Source organism: Thomasclavelia spiroformis DSM 1552 (assembly GCF_025149465.1).
Lineage (GTDB): Bacteria > Bacillota_I > Bacilli_A > Erysipelotrichales > Coprobacillaceae > Thomasclavelia > Thomasclavelia spiroformis.
On sequence record NZ_CP102275.1, the window covers coordinates 355,591 to 376,493 of the forward strand.

General features: G+C 30.0%; 22 protein-coding genes and 1 pseudogene. 14 read left to right on the forward strand and 9 right to left on the reverse strand.

Annotated features, from left to right (window positions below; translation table 11 throughout):
- The first annotated feature begins 97 nt into the window (after window positions 1–97).
- From NQ543_RS01465 to NQ543_RS01480, 4 genes are all read left to right on the forward strand, one after another.
- The gene (locus tag NQ543_RS01465) at window positions 98–886 is read left to right on the forward strand and encodes a PHP domain-containing protein (RefSeq protein WP_004610576.1); all 789 of its coding nucleotides are present in this window, start codon (window positions 98–100) and stop codon (window positions 884–886) included.
- A 128-nt stretch (window positions 887–1,014) separates the two neighbouring features.
- On the forward strand, window positions 1,015–2,100 hold the full coding sequence (gene serC, locus NQ543_RS01470) for a 3-phosphoserine/phosphohydroxythreonine transaminase (protein ID WP_004610575.1): 1,086 nt from the start codon (window positions 1,015–1,017) through the stop codon (window positions 2,098–2,100).
- 10 nt (window positions 2,101–2,110) lie between these two features.
- On the forward strand, window positions 2,111–3,277 hold the full coding sequence (locus NQ543_RS01475) for a phosphoglycerate dehydrogenase (protein ID WP_039904708.1): 1,167 nt from the start codon (window positions 2,111–2,113) through the stop codon (window positions 3,275–3,277).
- Between the two features lie 120 nt (window positions 3,278–3,397).
- Window positions 3,398–4,825, forward strand: a complete 1,428-nt coding sequence (locus tag NQ543_RS01480; protein ID WP_004610573.1) for a polysaccharide deacetylase family protein — start codon at window positions 3,398–3,400, stop codon at window positions 4,823–4,825.
- A gap of 247 nt (window positions 4,826–5,072) precedes the next feature.
- Here the strand turns inward: NQ543_RS01480 and NQ543_RS01485 are convergent, their stop codons facing one another.
- The 4 genes from NQ543_RS01485 to NQ543_RS01500 form a co-directional block, all read right to left on the reverse strand.
- On the reverse strand, window positions 5,073–5,312 hold the full coding sequence (locus NQ543_RS01485) for a helix-turn-helix domain-containing protein (protein ID WP_004610572.1): 240 nt from the start codon (window positions 5,310–5,312) through the stop codon (window positions 5,073–5,075).
- Window positions 5,313–5,316: 4 nt separating this feature from the next.
- Window positions 5,317–5,736, reverse strand: coding sequence for an RNA polymerase sigma factor (locus tag NQ543_RS01490; RefSeq protein WP_187362829.1), 420 nt, complete (start codon window positions 5,734–5,736; stop codon window positions 5,317–5,319).
- A 151-nt stretch (window positions 5,737–5,887) separates the two neighbouring features.
- Complete coding sequence (locus NQ543_RS01495) at window positions 5,888–6,298, reverse strand: hypothetical protein (RefSeq protein WP_004610570.1); 411 nt, start codon at window positions 6,296–6,298, stop codon at window positions 5,888–5,890.
- Between the two features lie 60 nt (window positions 6,299–6,358).
- Window positions 6,359–7,171 (reverse strand): MerR family transcriptional regulator, encoded by an 813-nt coding sequence (locus NQ543_RS01500; RefSeq protein ID WP_039904705.1) that lies wholly within the window; start codon window positions 7,169–7,171, stop codon window positions 6,359–6,361.
- An 83-nt stretch (window positions 7,172–7,254) separates the two neighbouring features.
- Between NQ543_RS01500 and NQ543_RS01505 the strand changes: the two genes are divergently transcribed.
- Genes NQ543_RS01505 through NQ543_RS01515 form a run of 3 tightly spaced genes read left to right on the forward strand, consistent with a single transcriptional unit; the run spans window position 7,255 to window position 9,525 of the window.
- Window positions 7,255–7,884 carry a GNAT family N-acetyltransferase gene (locus NQ543_RS01505; RefSeq protein WP_039904703.1) on the forward strand — a complete coding sequence of 210 codons (630 nt, stop codon included), beginning with the start codon at window positions 7,255–7,257 and terminating at the stop codon, window positions 7,882–7,884.
- Window positions 7,885–7,943: 59 nt separating this feature from the next.
- Window positions 7,944–8,960, forward strand: coding sequence for a linear amide C-N hydrolase (locus NQ543_RS01510; protein ID WP_004610567.1), 1,017 nt, complete (start codon window positions 7,944–7,946; stop codon window positions 8,958–8,960).
- A gap of 28 nt (window positions 8,961–8,988) precedes the next feature.
- A complete protein-coding gene (locus NQ543_RS01515; RefSeq protein WP_004610566.1) occupies window positions 8,989–9,525 on the forward strand; it encodes a hypothetical protein in 537 nt (178 codons plus the stop codon).
- A gap of 303 nt (window positions 9,526–9,828) precedes the next feature.
- Here NQ543_RS01515 and NQ543_RS01520 read toward each other — a convergent pair whose 3' ends face one another.
- Window positions 9,829–10,467 (reverse strand): helix-turn-helix domain-containing protein, encoded by a 639-nt coding sequence (locus NQ543_RS01520; protein WP_004610565.1) that lies wholly within the window; start codon window positions 10,465–10,467, stop codon window positions 9,829–9,831.
- Window positions 10,468–10,976: 509 nt separating this feature from the next.
- Between NQ543_RS01520 and NQ543_RS01525 the strand changes: the two genes are divergently transcribed.
- The 4 genes from NQ543_RS01525 to NQ543_RS01540 all read left to right on the forward strand — a co-directional run bounded on the left by NQ543_RS01525 (window position 10,977) and on the right by NQ543_RS01540 (window position 15,685).
- Window positions 10,977–12,119, forward strand: a complete 1,143-nt coding sequence (locus tag NQ543_RS01525) for an XRE family transcriptional regulator (RefSeq protein WP_004610564.1) — start codon at window positions 10,977–10,979, stop codon at window positions 12,117–12,119.
- The gene (locus NQ543_RS01530; protein WP_002341493.1) at window positions 12,112–12,318 is read left to right on the forward strand and encodes an excisionase; all 207 of its coding nucleotides are present in this window, start codon (window positions 12,112–12,114) and stop codon (window positions 12,316–12,318) included. The genes NQ543_RS01525 and NQ543_RS01530 overlap by 8 nt, the downstream gene beginning before the upstream one ends.
- A 78-nt stretch (window positions 12,319–12,396) precedes the next feature.
- Entirely contained in the window at window positions 12,397–13,590 is a 1,194-nt protein-coding gene (locus NQ543_RS01535; RefSeq protein ID WP_259935446.1) for a site-specific integrase, read from the forward strand.
- A 736-nt stretch (window positions 13,591–14,326) separates the two neighbouring features.
- The gene (locus NQ543_RS01540; protein ID WP_004608963.1) at window positions 14,327–15,685 is read left to right on the forward strand and encodes an MATE family efflux transporter; all 1,359 of its coding nucleotides are present in this window, start codon (window positions 14,327–14,329) and stop codon (window positions 15,683–15,685) included.
- Window positions 15,686–15,708: 23 nt separating this feature from the next.
- Here the strand turns inward: NQ543_RS01540 and NQ543_RS01545 are convergent, their stop codons facing one another.
- Complete coding sequence (locus NQ543_RS01545; RefSeq protein ID WP_083784265.1) at window positions 15,709–16,221, reverse strand: biotin transporter BioY; 513 nt, start codon at window positions 16,219–16,221, stop codon at window positions 15,709–15,711.
- Between the two features lie 33 nt (window positions 16,222–16,254).
- On the reverse strand, window positions 16,255–17,538 hold the full coding sequence (locus NQ543_RS01550; protein WP_004608965.1) for a patatin-like phospholipase family protein: 1,284 nt from the start codon (window positions 17,536–17,538) through the stop codon (window positions 16,255–16,257).
- A 120-nt stretch (window positions 17,539–17,658) separates the two neighbouring features.
- On the opposite strand from NQ543_RS01550, the gene NQ543_RS01555 reads away from it, so the two are divergent.
- Window positions 17,659–18,033, forward strand: a complete 375-nt coding sequence (locus tag NQ543_RS01555) for a RidA family protein (RefSeq protein ID WP_004608966.1) — start codon at window positions 17,659–17,661, stop codon at window positions 18,031–18,033.
- A 48-nt stretch (window positions 18,034–18,081) separates the two neighbouring features.
- On the opposite strand, the pseudogene NQ543_RS01560 reads toward NQ543_RS01555, so the two are convergent.
- Window positions 18,082–18,927 (reverse strand): annotated as a pseudogene (locus NQ543_RS01560) (undecaprenyl-diphosphate phosphatase).
- 94 nt (window positions 18,928–19,021) lie between these two features.
- Between NQ543_RS01560 and NQ543_RS01565 the strand changes: the two are divergent.
- Window positions 19,022–19,600, forward strand: a complete 579-nt coding sequence (locus NQ543_RS01565) for a hypothetical protein (protein WP_039903578.1) — start codon at window positions 19,022–19,024, stop codon at window positions 19,598–19,600.
- Window positions 19,601–19,704: 104 nt separating this feature from the next.
- The gene (gene spx, locus NQ543_RS01570; RefSeq protein WP_004608970.1) at window positions 19,705–20,151 is read left to right on the forward strand and encodes a transcriptional regulator Spx; all 447 of its coding nucleotides are present in this window, start codon (window positions 19,705–19,707) and stop codon (window positions 20,149–20,151) included.
- A 158-nt stretch (window positions 20,152–20,309) separates the two neighbouring features.
- On the opposite strand, the gene NQ543_RS01575 is transcribed toward spx, so the two are convergent.
- Window positions 20,310–20,873, reverse strand: coding sequence for a CYTH domain-containing protein (locus tag NQ543_RS01575; protein ID WP_039903581.1), 564 nt, complete (start codon window positions 20,871–20,873; stop codon window positions 20,310–20,312).
- Window positions 20,874–20,903: the final 30 nt, after the last annotated feature.

A 20,903-nucleotide genomic window follows, 5' to 3' on the forward strand; every position in this document is an offset into this window, starting at 1 on the left:
CTTTATGATGTGCCATTTTTAAATAATAAATTTTTATCATTTTACTGTACTAGTATATTTTTTTTACATATAATCAAGTAAAAAGGGGGTAATTATAATGATAGATGGACATATGCATTTAGAATATGGGGATTTGACTAAAGAATATGTATTGGAGTTTGTAAATGCTGCAGTAAATAAAGGTTTAAAAAAAATTCAAATATTAGATCATACTCATCGTTTTGTTGAATTTGAACCAATATATGAAGAGTTAAAAAAAGAACCGTTACAAAAAAAATGGTTAGAAAATAAAACGATGAAATTTAAAGATAGTTTAGATGATTATGATCGTTTAATTAAAGAAATGAAAGATATAGATTTACCAATAGATGTATCTTTTGGTTTAGAAGTATGTTATGTGCCTAAATACAAAGAATATATTCGTAATATTTTAAAAAATCATGAATATGATTTTATTGTGGGCGCAATTCATTCAATTGATGGAAAATTATATGATATGAATTTTTCAAAAGAAATTTTATGGAATAAATATGATGTTGATGATATTTATAAAAGATATTATGAATTAGTATTTGATTTAGTTAAATCTGATTTATTTACACAATTAGCTCATCCAGATACAATTAAGATGTTTAATTATTATCCTAAGTATGATTTAACCGAAACATATCATCAGTTAGCGAAGTTATTAATTGAACATAATGTCATTGCTGAAAATAACACAGGTTGTCATTATCGTTATAATCATAGAGATATTGGATTGAGTGATGAATTGTTAAAGATATTTAAGGAACATAATGTTAAGTTGATTGTAGCTAGTGATGCCCATCATCCTGAGCATGTAGGAACTAATATTATTGATATTTATGAAAAAACGATGAAATAGACCTACTTGTCTATTTCTTTTGTTTATAAAGAGATTGAATAATTGTATACAATTATTATTAAATCGCTTTACAAACAAGATTGTATACAATATAATAAAAGATAATATATGAAAAGGAAGGTATTTATATGACTGAAAAAAGAGTATTTAATTTTTCTGCAGGTCCTTCAACGTTACCTGTGCCTGTTTTAGAAAAAGCAGCAAAACAAATGTTGAACTATGAAAATAGTGGGATGAGTGTAATGGAGATGAGTCATAGATCCTCTTCCTACTTAGATATTTTTAAAAAAACAAAAGATTTATTAAAAAAAGTTATGAATGTACCAGATGATTATAAAATTGTATTTATTCAAGGGGGAGCTACACAACAATTTTCAATGGTACCATTGAACTTGTTAAAAAATGGAAAAGCTGATTATATTATTACGGGATCATTCAGTAAAAAAGCAGCTAATGAAGCTAAAAAATATGGTGAAATTAATATTGCTTATGATGGTAGTGTTAATAATTTTAAACATATCCCTACTCAAGATGAGTTAAAATTAGATCCAGAAGCTTCATATGTGCATTTGTGTTCTAATAATACAATTTATGGAACAGAATGGAAGTATGTACCGGAAACTAATGGAGTACCAATTATTGCTGATATGTCTTCGAATATTTTATCAAAGCCAATTGATGTTTCTAAATATGGTATGATTTATGCAGGAGCACAAAAAAATATGGGGATTGCTGGTCTAGGGGTAGCAATTATTAAAGAAGAGTTATTGCAAAAAGTACCAGCTAAAACACCAGTGTTATTAGATTATCAGTTAATGATTGATAATGATTCTATGTATAATACACCTCCAGCTTATGCAATTTATGTTTTAGGTTTAGTATTAGAATGGATTGATAACTTAGGCGGATTAGAAGTTATGGAACAAAGAAATATTAAGAAGGCAAAATTATTGTATGATTATCTTGATAGTAGTAATTTTTATATTTGTCATAGTGATAAAGATAATCGATCTTTAATGAATGTTACATTTACTACACCAAATAAAGATTTAGATGCTAAATTTGTTAAGGAAAGCATTGAAGCAGGAATGACGAATTTAAAAGGACATCGTTCTGTTGGGGGAATTAGAGCATCTATTTATAATGCAATGCCAATTGAAGGTGTTGAAAAATTGATTGCGTTTATGAAGGATTTTGAAATTGCTAATAAATAGGAGAATGGGTATGTATAATATAAAATTATTAAATAAAATATCAAAAGTTGGATTAGATGATTTTGATGAAAATTACACATATAGTGAAGATATGACTAATGAAGATGCGATACTTGTTAGATCAGCTTCATTACATGATTATGATTTTGGTAAAAATCTAAAAGCAATTGCACGAGCAGGAGCCGGAGTAAATAATATTCCAATTGATAAGTGTAGTGAAAATGGAATCGTGGTTTTTAATACACCTGGAGCTAATGCTAATGCAGTTAAGGAATTGGTATTATGTGCTTTATTTTTATCATCACGTAAGATAGTTGAAAGTATTCGTTGGGTTGATACTTTAAAAGATGATGAAAATATTGCTAAAACAGCAGAAAAAGGTAAGAGTAATTTTGTTGGACCGGAAATTGAAGGAAAAAAACTTGGTGTTATTGGATTAGGAGCGATTGGTGTTAATGTTGCTAATGCTGCAATTAAATTAGGAATGACAGTTATGGGTTATGATCCATATATTGGTGTAAATGCAGCGTGGGCATTATCTAAACATGCAAAACAAGCAAAAACATTGGAAGAAATTTATAGAGAATGTGATTATATTACTATTCATGTACCAAGTAATGAAGAAACAAAAGGATTTATGAATGAAGAAGCATTTGCTTTAATGAAAAATGGAGTTAGAATATTGAATTTTGCTCGTGGTGATCTAGTTAATAATAAGGATTTATTAGTAAATGTTGCTAGTGGAAAAATAAGTAAGTATATTAGTGATTTTGCTGCTCCTGAATTGATTGGTAGGGAAAATATTATTATTTTACCTCATTTAGGAGCAAGTACTCCTGAATCAGAAGATAATTGTGCAAAAATGGCAGTTAATGAAATTAAAGAATATTTAGAAAATGGAAATATTATTAATTCTGTTAATTTTCCTGGAGTAAATCAAGCACGTGTTTCTAAAGTTAGATTGTGTATTATTAATAAAAATGTACCAAATATTTTAGCAAGTATTTCTAAATTATTTGCTGATTATAATTTAAATATTGAAAATATGGTTAATCGTTCACGTGGGGAATATGCTTATACTTTAATTGATACTAATGATGATGTTTGCAAAGATATTATTGAAAAGATTGAAACTAGTAAAGGAATTATTAGTGTAAGAAGTATTATTGAAAAATAGTTTGATATGTAACTTGAATAAGCATGAATTATTATTGAATAATTCATGCCTATTTTTTTAGTTTATGTTGTTTAATTGTGCATTTTATTGTAGTATATAGAATGTTAGGAAGGGATATTGATGAATTTAAAATTAAAAAATATTACTATAAAGGGAAAAATAACAATAGTTGCATTATTAGTAGTTTTGATTGTATCTGTAATTGTTTGCTACTTTATGTTTAGATGTCCAATTGTTTTTAAACAAGAAAATATTAAAGTAGAAATAAATGAAGAATTTGATGCTTTGAAAAATGTTGAGAAAGTTAAAAATGGTAATATAAAGGATATTAAAGTAAATACTAAGAATGTAAAATTTGATAAATTAGGAAAGTATAAAGTTATTTATACATTTAATGATAAAGATTATGAAATACCATTAGAAGTTGTTGATACTAAAAAACCTAAATTTGATATTGTTGACTTAGATATTGATTTAGGAATGAAGGTCAAAGCAAAAGACATGGTAACCAATATAGATGATGCAACAAAAACAAAGATTAAATTTAAAAAGAAATATAAATTTAATCATGAAGGTGAAATAAGTGTAGTTGTCCAAGTTATTGATGAAGCTGGTAATGTTAGTGAAAAAAAGGGTAAAGTGAAATTGTTTAAAGATGATATTGGTCCTGAAATTAATGGAATTGAAGAAATGACAATAGTTAAAGGTGAAAAGGTAGATTATAAGTTAGGAATTAGTGTTAGTGATAATCGAGATCCTAATCCTACATTGAATATTGACGATTCAAAAGTTAATGTTGATAAACTAGGGAGGTATAAAGTTATTTATACTGCTAAAGATCGGTCTGGAAATAAGGTTGTTAAAGAAAGAATAATTAAAGTAGTTGAAAAGAAGAATATTGGAACTTTACAACAAAGTAATGAAAAAATTGTTTATTTAACATTTGATGATGGTCCTTCAGAAAATACTCAAAAGATTTTGGATATATTAGATCGTTATAATGTTAAGGCGACATTTTTTGTTACAGGAGAAAATCAAAAATATAATTACTTGATTCAAGAAGCTCATAAACGAGGACATACTATTGGATTACATACTTATTGTCATGATTATAAGACAGTTTATACGTCAGTAGATGCATATTTTGATGATTTAAATAAGATTGGAAATATGGTAAAAGATCTAATTGGTTTTGTTCCAAGATATATTCGTTTTCCTGGTGGCTCATCAAATACAATTTCACGTAAATATTCGCAAGGTATTATGACGATATTATCTAAGGAAGTTATCAATCGAGGATATCAATATTATGATTGGAATGGAGATTCTACAGATGCTTCTGGTAATAATGTTCCGGTTAGTAAATTGATTGCTAATGCAACATCTAGTAAAGCTAATAATATTAATATTCTTTTTCATGATACTAAAGCTAAGTCTACTACGGTTGAGGCTTTACCTACAATAATTGAAAATTATTTGGCTAGAGGATATCGTTTTGAAGCAATTAACGATAACTCTTTTGTACCACATCAAGGTATTAATAATTAAAGATATGTATTTTATAACATAATATACCATGATTTTATTAATTTTTTATAATATTTAAATGAAATTTTATATCTGATTTTCGATTATCCGCATAAACACTATACTTTTAAACATTTTGAAGTATAGAAAACCATTCATTTTACCACGAATTTACCACGATTGAATGAGCCTTGATATGACACAAAAAACAACATGGGAGATAGCACAAATATCTGTGTATCTCCCGTTTTTTATTCATGTAATATGATTACTTCACTCTAATTTCAAATTTCAAGATTGCTTTCATCATTTCTATATGAATTTGACCTTTTAATTCTTCATCAACCTGCATAGTGATTTTACCACTTTCAAAGTGGTAAAACGGACGCAAGCATAATTTACAAATATAAGCGTCATAAAACTTCAAAATCTCTCTTATGGCAGTTTCGTTTCCAGCAGACGCTTGACATATTACTTTTAATGTAGGGTAGCCATATTCTTTTTTCATTGGTTCAATTCCTTTCTTTCAATACTGTTTTTAACTTCTTCAATCCGTTACTTCTTCTGCGATAAATAGCAGAACGTGATACATGATATAATTCTGCTATTTCTTGGTCGCTCATGCCTTGAAAATAGCGTAATAGAATTACATCACGCTCTTTACTCGATAACTTATATAAAGCAACAGCAAGTTTCTCATTTGATATTTGAATTGTGAAATTTAAGACTTTAAAAGAAATGTAATCACAAGAATATTTATCCTCTGTTATACATTCCAGATTTTTCGTATCTGATAATTCACAGAATAAAATTTCACGCTTGGAACGTCTTGCAAACTGTCTGTTTCTATTTTTTACTGTGCATTTAATAACAGTCATCATCAAAGCATTAAACTGTATTCTGACGATATGCTCGAAAGAAGATGTGTTCATAATCTCACCTCCTTTCCGCATATGCTGGAATTATATAAACGGGAATACCGTCTATACTTTTTAGAAGTACAAGAAAAAGAATAAGAAAAAAGCCCGCACAAAATGCTTGTACGAGCTAATATATTTAAGTATTCAATTTTATGTGGAGCGTTTAAGGAGTAACATCTTCATTTGCACTATCAGATTTTATTGACTCTTTAATCTCATAAATTTTTGATTTTATATAACCTTTTTCGTCTTTTTGATACTTATACCATGAAACCAAACCACAAACTATGAAGATGATGAACGTTAAAGAGATTGGATATTTGAAATCAAAAAATTTAAACAGCAAAAACATTACACAAGAAGATAAAACAGTGGATATTATATAAATAATTTTCGTGTATCTATATACCAAATTATCGTTCAGAGATAAGAAATATTCGTTCCATTCAAATGTTGATTTATGTAATTGCTTACCTTTGAACATAAATGACAATATAATAAGCAGTAATGCTACACCTTTTGCTATTAAAATTTTTGCAAGGACAATTCCTGCCAGTAGTAATAATTTCATCATTAACATTTCACTCCTTATATCTTGATACAAAAGAGTATAAACTATACACTAACTGTAAAGTCAAGGGTGTTCATCAATCTTAATCATAATTTTTGTAATATAATCAGCTTCATTAGAAATAACAAAATCGTTCAAACCGACTTCATAAGCGTATCCAGTAAGTTGTAAATCATTTTTAGTGGCATAATCCAACATCTGTTGATATAAGTCGGGCAATTTGTTCCATGTACCTTTTTGATAACCACAAAGATATTTTCCTTTTGGTTTAAAAAAACTATTTGCAACAGATTTTTTGTTTAAGGCAATCGTATATATTCCAGCATATTCATCAAAGTTCATTTTATATACATTATCAAGCGAAATAAAACTTCCCATTCCCATTCGTATTTGTTCTATTCCCCATATATCTTTCAAGTGAGAAAAAATTTGCGATATGTCATCTTCTGAGAAATCATAAGGATAGACTAAAAGCCTTTCTGATTTACATTCTTCAATTCTAATCTCCTGTTCCTGTAAGGTTTCACAAAAAACGATTTTTTCCTTTTTTCTCTTCATTACATTTTTAACATCTTTCAGCTTTTGAATTTGTTTATCAATTTCTTTTCCTTTTTCATTCACAATTTTTAAGAAAGCCGCGGGTGTAGGATTTTTTCTATAAGTTTCGATTTCCTCGATACTCATATTTAATTCTTTCAGCATACGTATATATTCAAAATCTATACTTTGTGAAATATCATAGTAACGATAACCATTTTCTGCCTTAGTAAGCGGACGAAAAAAACCAATTTTATCATAGTAGTGTAATGTACGCTTATTTACTTCATGTAGTTTTGCGAATTGTGCAGTTGTTAGTCTTTTGATTTCTTTTTTCATTTTCTTATATCTCCTTATTGACATTACAGTTACTGTATATTTTATCATACATGATATAGATGATGAAAACAAGGAGAAGAATAGTGCAACTAGAATTACGAGAATATCAAAAAAAAGATTTTAAAGCTTTAGAAACTATTATCAGGGAGACGTGGCATTATGATGCTTTTACCAGTCCCAGAACAGCAATTAAATTAGCAAGAGTATTTTTAAGCAGTTGTTTAACGAACTATACTTTTTCAAGAGTAGCAGTAGTTGACGGAAATGTAGTAGGCGTTATATTGGCTAACAATATTGCGAAACATAAATGTCCACTTTCTAATCGACTATTACAGGTAAAGTCGATTATATCCCTATACAGTTCAAAAGAGGGACGTAGTGTTTCAAAAATTTTTGGTAATGTCAATGGAATAGATAAACAATTACTAAATGAAAATAACAATATTTATCAGGCAGAACTTGCCTTATTTGCCGTAAGTTCTTCATGCAGAGGAAAAGGAATTGGAAAAATGCTTTTTCAATCAACACTCGATTATATGAAGCAGGAAAAACTGAAAAATTTTTATTTATTTACAGATACAAGCTGTAATTATGGTTTTTATGAACATCAAGGAATGAAAAGACGCTTAGAAAAGAAACACATATTTAACATCAAAGGACAACAAGCAGTAATGAATTTTTTTATTTATGATTATCAGAATATAACCTCTTGACTTTACACCTAGTGTATAGTTTATGCTATTATCATAAATTAGATTAAGGAGGAGGTTTTATGAAAGCTAGTTGTAGTAGTTTTACCTGCCAATCGGCAGATGGGAAACATTTTCTAGGTCGAACCTATGATGAATATGGGGATATAAGTGCAAATAAAGTTTCCATTATTCCCCGTGGTTATGAAATTTCTTTAACTTTCATGGGAAACAAAGAGAATAACAAGCAAATCGTTAAGTATGCAATTGTAGGTATGAATGTCGATATGTTTGATACACCTTTTCTCACAGAGGGAATGAATGAACATGGATTGATGATTTCATTACTCTTTTTTCCACATTTCACTCAATATAATTCTAAGTCAAATGCAGAATATGACGTAAACTTAGGATTATTATTGCCCTTTGTTTTAGGAAAGTGCAAAAATATTGAAGAAGCAGTTGCCCTTTTACAAAAAATCAATCCCGTTGATGAACCTGAAAGTCAAATGGAATTGCCATGCCATTATTTGATTTCTGATAAAACAGGTGAGTCGATAGTGGTCGAACCACTTGCTGACGGACTAAAAATTTATCGCAATGAAATGGGGGTTCTTACCAATTCCCCAACATATGAATGGCATAAAATCAATTTGAGAAATTATTTAGGAATTTCAAACTTAGCAAAAGAAACTCAAGTAGTAAACGGCTATAAAATTGAAGAGTTAGGTGAGGGAACTGGCTATTTGGGTATTCCCGGTGATTATACACCAGTTTCTCGTTTTGTTAGATTAGCATTTTCTAAAAATTATATGCCAGAACCTCAAAACGAAATTGACGCAGTTAATAAGATGTTTAATATTTTTGAGACTGTTGATGTACCAGAAGGAGTAATTTATACGCCACCGCTAAGGACACCTTATCACGAAAAAACTCTTTGCACATCTGTAATGTGTTCTGAAAGTTTAAAATATTACTTTTCAACATCAACAAATTGCAGAATTTGCTGTGTGGATTTAAACAAAGCCATGAACAACAATTCTAAAGAATTGATTAACATTGACATTCCTTTTGAACAGGATATTCTAACATTGAATTAAAACAAAAAATAAAACGGAGGATATAACAATGAAAAAAACTTACAAAAAATATATTGCTGGAGGATTAGCTATGGCTATTACAGCAACTACTTTAGGAACAGCAACACCAGTTTTTGCTCATGAAAATTCATCTGTAAGAGAAATTGTTCAAACACTAAATCTATCTGCAAGTGAATTAGCTGAATATGATAAAATTACTAATGCTTTTGTAGAGCAGTATGGGAAAGAAGGAATAACAGAAGTAGTAAATCAATCATTAGACATATCAACTTCTCCAAAAGAGGAAAAAGGTGCTGTTAGCGTCACAGCAAAGGTATTACTTAAACTTCTTAAAGAAAAAGGAAGTGCAATAATCAAAGCTATCAAAAAGATACCGGGAGTTGGTACTGCTATAGGTAACTTCTTAGAAAAACATATGGGGTCTTTGATTAACTTCCTTGAGAAAGTTAATGGTGGTGCTGAAGCGGCACTTGTTCGTTTCTTTACAGAAATAATGGGATTAAAGCAAAGTACTGCTGAAATTTGGGCAGATGTAATTATGTCAGTACTGGGCATTTTCTTATAAAAAATTCATCATTTTAACGATAACAATGTTACATTACTTTTTAGGTGTAACTCAGGGGAGTGGTTATTCACTCCCCATTTTTGTTATCTTATAATTTCTAAGTTGCTATCCTTATGTAGTACAAACTCATACTGTGATATCCTTTTTGCTGATTTAACACAAATCAGATTTTATCCCTTTCTTCCTCTTGATTACCTACCACTGCAAAGAAAAAGCCCTGTCAAGAGCTTGCCACCATTGGTGGTGCTATGCACTCTTGATCGGGCTTTTTGTTTACTGTATTTTCTCGTAAGAGGAAAAAGGTTATTCGTCCTCATCATCAAAATTACCCGTTACCCACGTTAATTTCGATAATAGTTCCATATCCTCTTTTGAGTTTGGGTTTATCATTTTTACAACTTGATAAGGTGTTTTATACTTATGTCCCTCTATGCTTTCTCCAAACATATCCACGCTGTATAAATCATCATAGCGGTCTAGTAGTTTTTGGAATTTCAAATGCTGGATAAATTCTTTGATTGGGTAAAGGTCTGACGCTTCAATACTTGTTCCGTTGATGTAGTCGATAATGTATTCCCGTAACTTTTCTAACTCATATTCCAGCCATTCTTCTTCGCTGTCAAAGAAATTGTCATAATGTCCGTGCTTTAATTCTGCATTTAATCGTTCCTCTGCTCTTAAAAACTTACAGACTTCTTTTTCGGACTGATTAACATACTTCCATTCTCCCGATAACAATTCATTGGGCGTTACGTCCAGCACTTCCATTATCTTTTCCAGCGTTTCATAAGCAGGATAGTTCAACCCTCTTTCAATCTTGGAAAGGCTCTGCATATTGATACCGATTTTGTCCGCAAGCTCCTGTTGTTTCATTCCCCTAAATTTTCTTATGGTCTGTATATTATTTCCTAAATGGCTTATTTTCATTGCATAACCCTCCATATCTTGTTATATCTTCACTTTTATAAGTCTATCATGCTTAATATGATTTGTAAAGGCAAAAAAAGATATTGACAAATAAGCATATAGGAATTACTATGTTCTTGTAATTGAATAAGCACAATAGAATGAAATACAAAAACATTCAAAAAGAAATACCTATCTGATTAAACCCGTAGATATGAATATCGGTTGAAATGGAACTTGTTTAAAAAGGGTAAAACAGGACTTGCCGACAGAGCATTGCAGGACTGCTGGCGTGCGTCAGCAACAACGCCATGACGGCTTGCCGTCAAAGGACGGAAATGCTTTGTCGGCTGGCGAGCCTGCGAGCCTTGTCTGTGCCCCCGTTATCTAACAGGGGGGTACTATTTCACAAAAGACAAGTCAAAAACCATACAGCCCCAAAGCTGTAAGGAGTAATAAGAAGTTTTAAGAAGATAGTAACTTCACATTCTTTTGAATAGTGGTTTACAGGTATTTCAAGGCTATTGTGGGATTGGAGGAATACAATGAACAATTTAGAATTTGCACTTGAAATGAAGAACAAACGTCTTGCCAGCGGTCTTTCACAAGGAGAACTTGCAAGTCTTACCCATGTATCAAGATATAGTATCAACCGTTTTGAGAACGGAAAAGCCAACGCCAGCAAGGAAACACAAAATATTATCCTGCGTTGTCTGAATTACTATATCTGCGATAAGCCTTTTTATCTGCTCGTTGATTATCTGTCTGTCCGTTTTCCAACGACTGACGCATTGGAAATTATCCGAAAGGTGCTTGGCATGAAAGCAGATTATTTTATCCATTATGACTATGGGTATTATGGCTATAAAGAGCATTATGCTTATGGGGAAATCAAGGTTATGGCTTCTGATGATGAACACATGGGCGTATTCTTGGAATTAAAAGGAGCAGGCTCACGCAACATGGAATATGTCTTACAGGCACAGAATAGAGATTGGTATTCATTTTTAAACCGCTGTCTTGACTGTGGCGGTGTTATCCGACGTTTTGACTTGGCAATCAATGATATGTGCGGTCTGCTGGATATTCCCGTTTTGTCTGAAAAATACAAAAATGGCGGTGCGGATTGTCGCTGTAAAAACTATGAAAATGTACAAGGTGGAAAATTAAGCGGAAAAAACCGTAATTTAGCAAGCACCCTTTATATCGGCTCAAAGGCAAGCACAAAATCTTTCTGCCTGTATGAAAAACAAAAGGAACAGGCAACTAAAAAGAAACATACCGATATTATCAACCGTTTTGAAATTCGTCTGCGTGATAAAAAGGCAGTACAGGCGGTTGAGGAACTGTTATTGACGTATAACCCTCATGGGCTGGTGTTTTACCTTATTACTGATTTTGTGCAATTTCCTGACTATCCGTTGTGGGAGATATTCATTTCCCATGACAGTTTACCTTTTGAAATGAACCCCGTACCTGTCAATATGGAACGCACTCTGCAATGGCTGGAAAGACAGGTCATGCCGTCAATCGTGATGATAGAGGAAATCGACAGGCTGACAGGCTCAAACTACATGAAAATGATTGATAAATGTACCCACCTTTCCGAAAAACAGGAAATGCTTGTAGAACAGATGTGTACGGATATAGCAGATGTAATCGAAAGTGAGGGGGTGTTTTATGAGTAATGCACAGGATATTCCCGTATGGGAAAAATATACCCTTACCATTGAAGAAGCGTCAAAGTATTTCCGTATTGGAGAAAACAAATTAAGACGATTGGCAGAGGAAAACAAGGACGCTGGCTGGCTCATTATGAATGGCAACCGCATACAGATTAAACGCCGACAGTTTGAACAGGTTATTGATAAATTGGACGCAATCTAATGCAAATGAGCCTTGTATGTGTTATGATGAACACAAGTCATATCAAGGCTCTTTCCAACAAGGAAAGGAGCAGACACCATGAGAGAAAAAAGACGGGATAACAAAGGTCGTATCCTGCATACTGGAGAGAGCCAACGAACAGACGGGAAATACTTATATAAATATGTAGACGCATTTGGAAACACAAAATATGTGTATGCTTGGAGATTGACACCCACAGACCCGACACCAAAGGGAAAACGGGAAAAACTCTCACTTCGAGAACTGGAACAACAGATAAGACGGGATATTGAGGACGGTATCGACAGCACAGGCAAGAAAATGACGCTTTGTCAACTCTATTCCAAACAGAACGCACAGAGGGCAAATGTGAAGAAAAGCACAATGAAACAACGGGAACAACTCATGCGGTTATTGAAAGAGGACAAGTTAGGTGCTAGGAGCATTGATACGATAAAACCCTCTGACGCTAAAGAATGGGCGTTACGCATGAAAGACAAAGGCTTTTCCTACAATACCATTAACAACCATAAACGCTCGTTAAAAGCGTCATTCTATATCGCCATTCAAGACGATTGTGTAAGGAAAAACCCTTTTGATTTCAAGTTAAGTGAAGTCCTAGAAAATGATACCAAAGAGAAAGTCGCATTGACAGAGGAACAGGAACAAGCCTTACTCTCATTTATCAAGACGGACAATGTGTATCACAAGCATTATGATGATGTGCTGATATTATTAAAAACAGGACTTCGTATCTCGGAACTGTGCGGACTGACAGTAGCCGATATTGATTTCAAGAATGAAGTTGTGATTATCGACCACCAGTTACTAAAGAGCAAGGAACAGGGCTATTACATTGAAACGCCTAAAACAAAGAGCGGAATAAGGCAAGTGCCATTAAGCAGAGAAACAATACAGGCATTTCAACGGGTTATGAAGAAACGCCCAAAATCAGAACCATTTGTGATAGACGGACGGAGCAATTTCCTATTTGTCAATCATAAAGGCAAGCCCAAAGTTGCGATTGATTACAACGCCTTATTTGTCCGTATGGTAAAGAAATACAACAAGCACCATAAGGATAACCCCTTGCCACATATCACACCACATACGCTACGCCATACATTCTGCACAAGGCTGGCAAGCAAGAACATGAACCCGAAAGATTTACAGTATATCATGGGTCATTCAAATATCAGTATCACAATGAACTGGTATGCTCATGCGTCCATAGATACCGCAAAATCAGAGGTTCAGCGTCTAATCGCATAAGAAGTATTTACCACGATTTTAACCACGCTTGATAGCGAAAATATAAGAAGATAGACCTAGATATGTGAGGTTTACCACAAAAGAAAAATGCCCGTAGAGCCGATAAAATAAGGCTTTGCGGACATTTGAGAAGATATAAAAAGATAGCCAAAAAGACATATATAATTTACTAAAATTAATTTTACAATTATTGGCTATATTATAAGTGTAGTCAAGATAAATTATGTTTTTCATTCCTTTCTCTAAAAATATTATGGACTACAAACAATTTTCCTTTCCCTAATATTAAAAATTAAATTTTTAATAAAAAATGATGTTAACCCATAGACATCATTTTTTATTTTCAAATAAATTGTATAATGTAAGATTATCGAAGGTTTTATAACACAATATACCATGATTTTATTGATTTTTTATAATATTTAAATGAATTAATTTTACAATTATTGGCTATATTATAAGTGTAGTCAAGATAAATTATGTTTTTCATTCCTTTCTCTTAATATATTATAGACTACAAACAGTTTCCCTTTCCCCGATATGTAAAACTAGTAGCTAAATGCTACTAGTTTTACTTTTGTATAAAAAGTGTTATAATGTCTCATTGTAAAAAAAAAGAAAAGTAACTAGTTAGCAAATTGCTAAAGATATAAGATTAAATAAGAAATTATAATATAATCTAGTAACTAGTCTATATTTTTATGTTTTGATAAATATACAAAAGAGGTGGAAATTTATGAAAGAAAAAAAAGTCACTGACTTGGGAAAAGATAGTATAGGAGGATTACTTTTAAAATTAGCGTTACCGGCAATTTTAGCTCAAATAATAAATGTTTTATATAATATGATTGACAGGATGTATATAGGGCATATTCCTAAAGTTGGTTCGGATGCTCTAACCGGTGTAGGGGTAACAATGCCTGTAATTATGGCTATATCAGCTTTTGCGGCACTGGTATCAATGGGTGGAGCCCCAAGAGCTTCTATAATGATGGGAAAGAATGATAAAAGTGCTGCTGAAAAGATTTTAGGTAACTGTACTTTGATGCTTGTAATCATGGCCGCTATTTTAACATGTGTGTTTTTTATTTGGGGAGAAGATATTTTATTGGTTTTTGGCGCTAGTTCAAAAACAATAGGATATGCTCTTGAATATATGCGAATTTATTCATTGGGTACAATTTTTGTGCAATTGGCATTGGGTCTTAATGCGTTTATTAATGCTCAAGGATATGCAAAAATGGGAATGTTTACAGTAGCTATTGGAGCTATATGTAATATTATTTTAGATCCAATTTTTATCTTTCAATTTTCAATGGGGGTTAAAGGAGCAGCATTGGCAACAATAATTTCACAAGGAATTTCATCTGTATGGGTGGTTTATTTTTTAATTAGTAAAAGAAGTACATTAAAAATTAAGTTAAAGAATTTAAAACCAGATCGAAAAGTAATTGTGCCTTGTTTAGCTTTAGGTCTTTCACCATTTATTATGCAATTTACTGAAAGTGTAATTTCTGTTTGTTTTAATACATCATTACTAAAATATGGTGGTGATATTGCAGTAGGATCAATGACAATTCTTACTAGTGTAATGCAATTTTCAATGTTACCTTTACAAGGGTTGACACAAGGATCACAACCAATTGTTAGTTATAATTTTGGTGCAAATAATATTGATAGAGTTAAAAAAACATTTAGACTTTTATTAAAATGTGCTTTAACATACTCAATGTTATTGTGGGCGGTAGCTGTTTTTTTACCTGATGTATTTATTTATATTTTTACTAATGATAGTAATTTAGTTGAACATACACGCTGGGCAATGAGAGTATATATGGCAGCTTCAGGTATTTTTGGAATTCAAATTGCTTGTCAACAAACTTTTATTGCGATAGGAAATGCTAAAACATCTGTATTTCTTGCGGTGTTACGAAAAATTATTTTATTGATTCCATTAATCTTTATCTTACCATTATTTATTTCTAATCAAACATTTGCAGTTTTCTTAGCTGAACCGATTGCTGATACATGTGCAGTAATAATAACAGCATCATTGTTTTATCGAACATATAAACATTTGGATAAACAAAAATAGAAAAGACTCGAACGGAGTCTTTTTTATATCTTGATTTTGTTTGATAGAATTAATGTTATAGCTATTTTAAAAATATCACCAGGGATAAAAGGGATTACACACATAGATAGTGCTAGTACAAATGAATTATTTGTAATAAAAATAAACCATAATGTTCCGATTAAATAACAGACAATAGTACCAATAATCATAGCAAGTATTTTAAAAAATAGTGTTTTATTCTTATTTATAATTAAACTAGTAATTGACACCATAATTGGAAAGCTAAAAATGTAACCACCTGTAGGACCTAAAAGAACACCGATTCCACCTTTAAAACCAGTAAATACTGGCAAACCAATAATTCCCATGAATAAATAAACAACCGTACTTATAAAAGCTAATTTAGGTTTTAAATAACATGAAATTAGATATATTCCTAATGTTTGTAAAGTTATTGGAACTAGACTAGGTAAATCGATTTTAATTTGTGCTAAGATTGCAATAATGCATGCAAACATTGAACAATAAATCATATTTTTAACTCTAGGATTCAAACCATCACCTCAGTTCTACTATAACAAAATGATTTAATTTATACAAGATAGAACAAGAGCAATTAAATATTCATTTAAAAATATGTTATTTATTAATTTAGGTTCAATTTTTTCTTTATCTTTTATAGAACGGTAGAATGTACATATTATTTCTAAACTAGTTAGCTTTTTTATTGAAGAAAAAATTTCTTTAATATAAATATTTTTTAAATTATCTTTGCGAGTATAATTTGAATAATATTTTTTTAAAAATGTATTTGATATTTCCAAATATATTTTATTAAAATCATATACTAAATCACTTTGAAAATGAAAATATTCCATAGTTATTTCAATTCCGCGAATAAAATAATCTTTTAAATCTAAATTATTGAGATAAGTATCGGTTTTTAATAAATCTGTTAATGGTAAATTTGAGGAAAATAATGTTTTATTGATAATATTTTTATTAATAGCTGCTTCAAAACTTATAACCGACCAATAAAACTTATTTAAAATATTTATATCAATATCACAATTATAGAAAATAAAGCGATAACCCATTAATTTATTAAATGTTTTTAATGTATCATAGTAACCTAGTTTAATTCGCCAATCAAGTAATTCACGATTAAAATCAAGGAAACTACCTAGATCATAGCTAGGACAAATTAATTTAATATATGGGCGATTATTAAAGTGATTGTGAGTAATTTCTTTTGAAAGTTCAATAGCAATAATTTCATCAGCTTTCATTTTTAAAGCTAGTGAAATGGGAAGGTTATCATAATAACCACCATCAATATATCCTTGTTTATTTATATAATGGATGGGAAATGCTGGAAAACAAGAAGCAGAAGCAATTGCATACTCTACTGGTTCGTTTGGTTTCATATCTTTTTTTGTGATTTGTAATGGAGATAGACTAGGATATTTAACAGTTACAATGCCATAGTCAATGTTACTATCAAACAATTTTTTATCATTATATAAAGAACGAATTTTTTTCTTTAGGGGAGTTATATCTGCACCTTTTTCGTTAATATATGATTTAAAAAATGGTTCAATAAGATTGGTTTGTGAAATCATTGACTCAATTGAAAAATTAAGATTAATGGGATCTTTTAATACATCACTTATTTTTATTTCATCCCATAGTTTATATAGTGCTTCATAATCTTTTTGTACTACAAGCAAGGCGTTTAAAGCACCAACTGATGTACCAGTAACAATATTAAAGTTATAGCCTAATTTTATTAATGCTTTGATGCATCCTGATTGATAGGCGCCTTTAGAACCGCCACCAGCCAATACTAATGCTTGTTTCAAATTTATCACCTAATATAAATTATGTATTTTTTATAAATAGTAGTACAAAATTTTGCTTTTTTATTATAAAGTCAAAGTTTGTTTTGCTGGATTAATTTTGCTATAATGGATTAAAAAGGAGGTAATAAGATGAAAAACGTAGTAAAAACTGATAAAGCACCAGGTGCAATTGGACCATATAGTCAAGGAATTAATGTTGGCAATATGTATTTTTTCTCTGGACAAATTCCTTTAAATCCAGAAACTGGTTTAATGCCTGAAGGAATAGAAGCACAAGCTCATCAAGCTTTAAAAAATGTAAAAGGATTATTAGATAGTCAAGGATTAGATTTTTCTAATGTTGTTAAAACAACTGTATTTTTAGATAACATGGATGATTTTGTGACAGTAAATGATATTTATGCTACATATTTTGTTGAACCATTTCCAGCTCGTAGTGCAGTTGAAGTGGCAAAGCTTCCAAAAGGAGCTTTGATTGAAGTGGAAGTTATCGCAGTTAAATAAAATAATTGGTATAGTTAATTAACTATACCAATTATTTTATTTTTTAAGTTATAGGAATAATACTGTTAAGATACCTGCAATTAAACAATATCTAGAAAAGAAAATTAATTTTCTCTTTTTTAATAATTTAAATAATAATTTCAAAGAAAAATATGTTGTAACTGTACTAACTAAAAAAATAGTTAGATATAGTGACCATGATACTTGAGATACATTTGTATTAAAAAGTTCATTTAATTTTAAAATAATATTAATAATGCCAACGGGAATGAACATAAGAAAAGAAAAATCTTGAGCTGTTTTTGGTGTTAAACCACTTAACATACCTACACTTAAAGTTACACCGCTACGAGAAATACCTGGCAATAGTGAAAAAAGTTGAACTATCCCCATTTTTAAAGCATCAAAAAGATTTATTTTTTTTCCAGAACGTCTTTTTTTGTGATATCCAAATTTATGAAGTAATAATATAAATATTGCTGTTACGAGTAATGAACATCCAACTAATTTTGGTTCGTGGAATAATGTCTCGATTTTATCAATGAATAAATAACTTCCAATAACAGTGGGAAGCGTAGCTATAAGGAGTAAAATACAATAACGAAACCCATAAATATAATTATTTTGAGGGTTGCTTTTTTTAATATAGTTAATAAACATTGTGAATAATTCAATAATTTATCGGCGATAATAATACGTGATTGCAATTAATGAACCGAAACTAATGATTATTTCAAATGTTATATCGTTAATTTGAGGTGCTGTAAGATTCATTTTGTCAAAAATATTTTGAAAAATAATTAAATGACCATTACTGGAAATAGGTATGGGCACAGCGAATCCACAAATTGCACCTAAAATACCATAGATTATAATATTTTTAATTAATTCCATGTAATCACCTCGGTCACATTATAACTTAATTAAAAATAAAAATATAGTAAAACATGATTTAATAAAGTATACATATAATTATATGGGAGGATATATGAAAGATATAATTGTTAATTGGGTTAAAGAAGACGAAGAGTTATTAGAATCATATGAATGGGATGAAAGCGATGATTTAGAAATTATTTCCGTTTTAAATGCTTATTTAGTAGATGATAAAACATTGCATGATTTTATATATGGATGTATTAATTTATTTGATAAACAATATTTTAGCAGTATATTTATTGTAGGTAATGGAAATTATAGTGTGGTAGTTGAGATTAATAATATAGGCAAATTGGCTTATCGATCATTACCAATGATAAATCAGCGTGCATTAATTAATGATTATTTAAAAACACAAAGCTTAACAATATTTAATTATTACATGTATGATGAAGGATTAGCTAAAGAATATGGTTTAACAAGAAACGAACGAATAAAAAAGCAGTATGTTGATAATATGATAGATAAGTTATATGTCGAAGATTATGATAAGTTTTTAAAGATTTGTAATGAATTAGAAATTAAAGATGAAAAAAGCATCGGTATGTATTTAAGATTAAAAAAGAAGTTGGAACATGGTTATTCATTTATTCATGAATTATTGTATAATGAGTTTGTTAAAAAGTAATTAGCGATATTTTAAGAAATAATAGTATTTAACTAGGTTTTAACGGAAAATGATAGCAAAATAATAAAAATAATGTATAATGAATAAGTAAGGGAGATGATATTATGATTCGAATATATACGGCACCTAGTTGCGCATCATGTAGAAAGGTGAAATCATGGCTGAAAGAACATAATATTCCGTATGTGGAAAAGAATATTTTTTCAACCCTACTTAGAGAAATTGAATTGAAAGAATTATTGGAACGAAGTGAAAATGGAACAGATGATATCATTTCCAAACGGAGTAAGATAATCAAAGAAAATGATATTGATATTGATAGTATGTCAATTAATGAATTGATTAAGTTTATTCAAGATAATCCATCTGTATTAAAAAGACCAATTATGATTGATGAAAGAAGATTTCAAGTTGGTTATAATGCAGAGGAAATTAGAGTCTTTATTCCAAGAGAACTTCGTAAATTGGCAGAATGTCCTAGCAAAGATAACTGTCCACAGTTCATAGGCAATCCGTGCAATATGAAGGAAGCGTATTTTAAATCAAAATAATTTTTGTATTCGAATAATTTAGATATTTGTTTTAATTACACAGTTATCTTTTGATTTATAAAGATGTGTTTTTAGTTAATTAAATATTTAGATAAGAAAAAGTATCGATTAGAATTTGATGATTTTAAATCGATACTTTTTATTTTGTAATTATAAATTTATTTTGATAATGAATTAATAAGTCGATTAATTTTACTGATACAGTTATGCTCATATGATAAATTATATTGTTTGATAAAATTTAAAAAAGCTTTTTTACCTTGTTTATAATCAATGACTTCGTATTCTAATTCATAATCTTCAAGATTGTTATAACAATTATAATCAAGACAGATTAATCCGTGGGGAGTATGTATTTCTTTTCGAAGCGTTTTTAATGAATGGTTTGTATTGAACATTGTACTGTCTAGATTATATTCAGTTAATAAATCAAATACTTTATTATGAACTAATTTATTATTTAAAATTTTATCTTTGGCATCTTTGTTTATAATTAAATTTGTTTCTAGGGTACCTGTAGTTTGTGGTTGTTTTAATGTTAATTCATACTGATTGTTTTTTTCTCTAATTCTAAGTGAGTATTTTAATTTACTTAAAATAGGGTGCATTAAATAATAATTTGTTTGTGTATATGATGTATCAATTGAATAATCGTTAATAATTTGATCATAAACTTTTTTATCTAATAATATTTTAAATTCTATTTCTAAGTTTTCTTCCATAGTTACCTCCATTAGTATATACTATAGTAT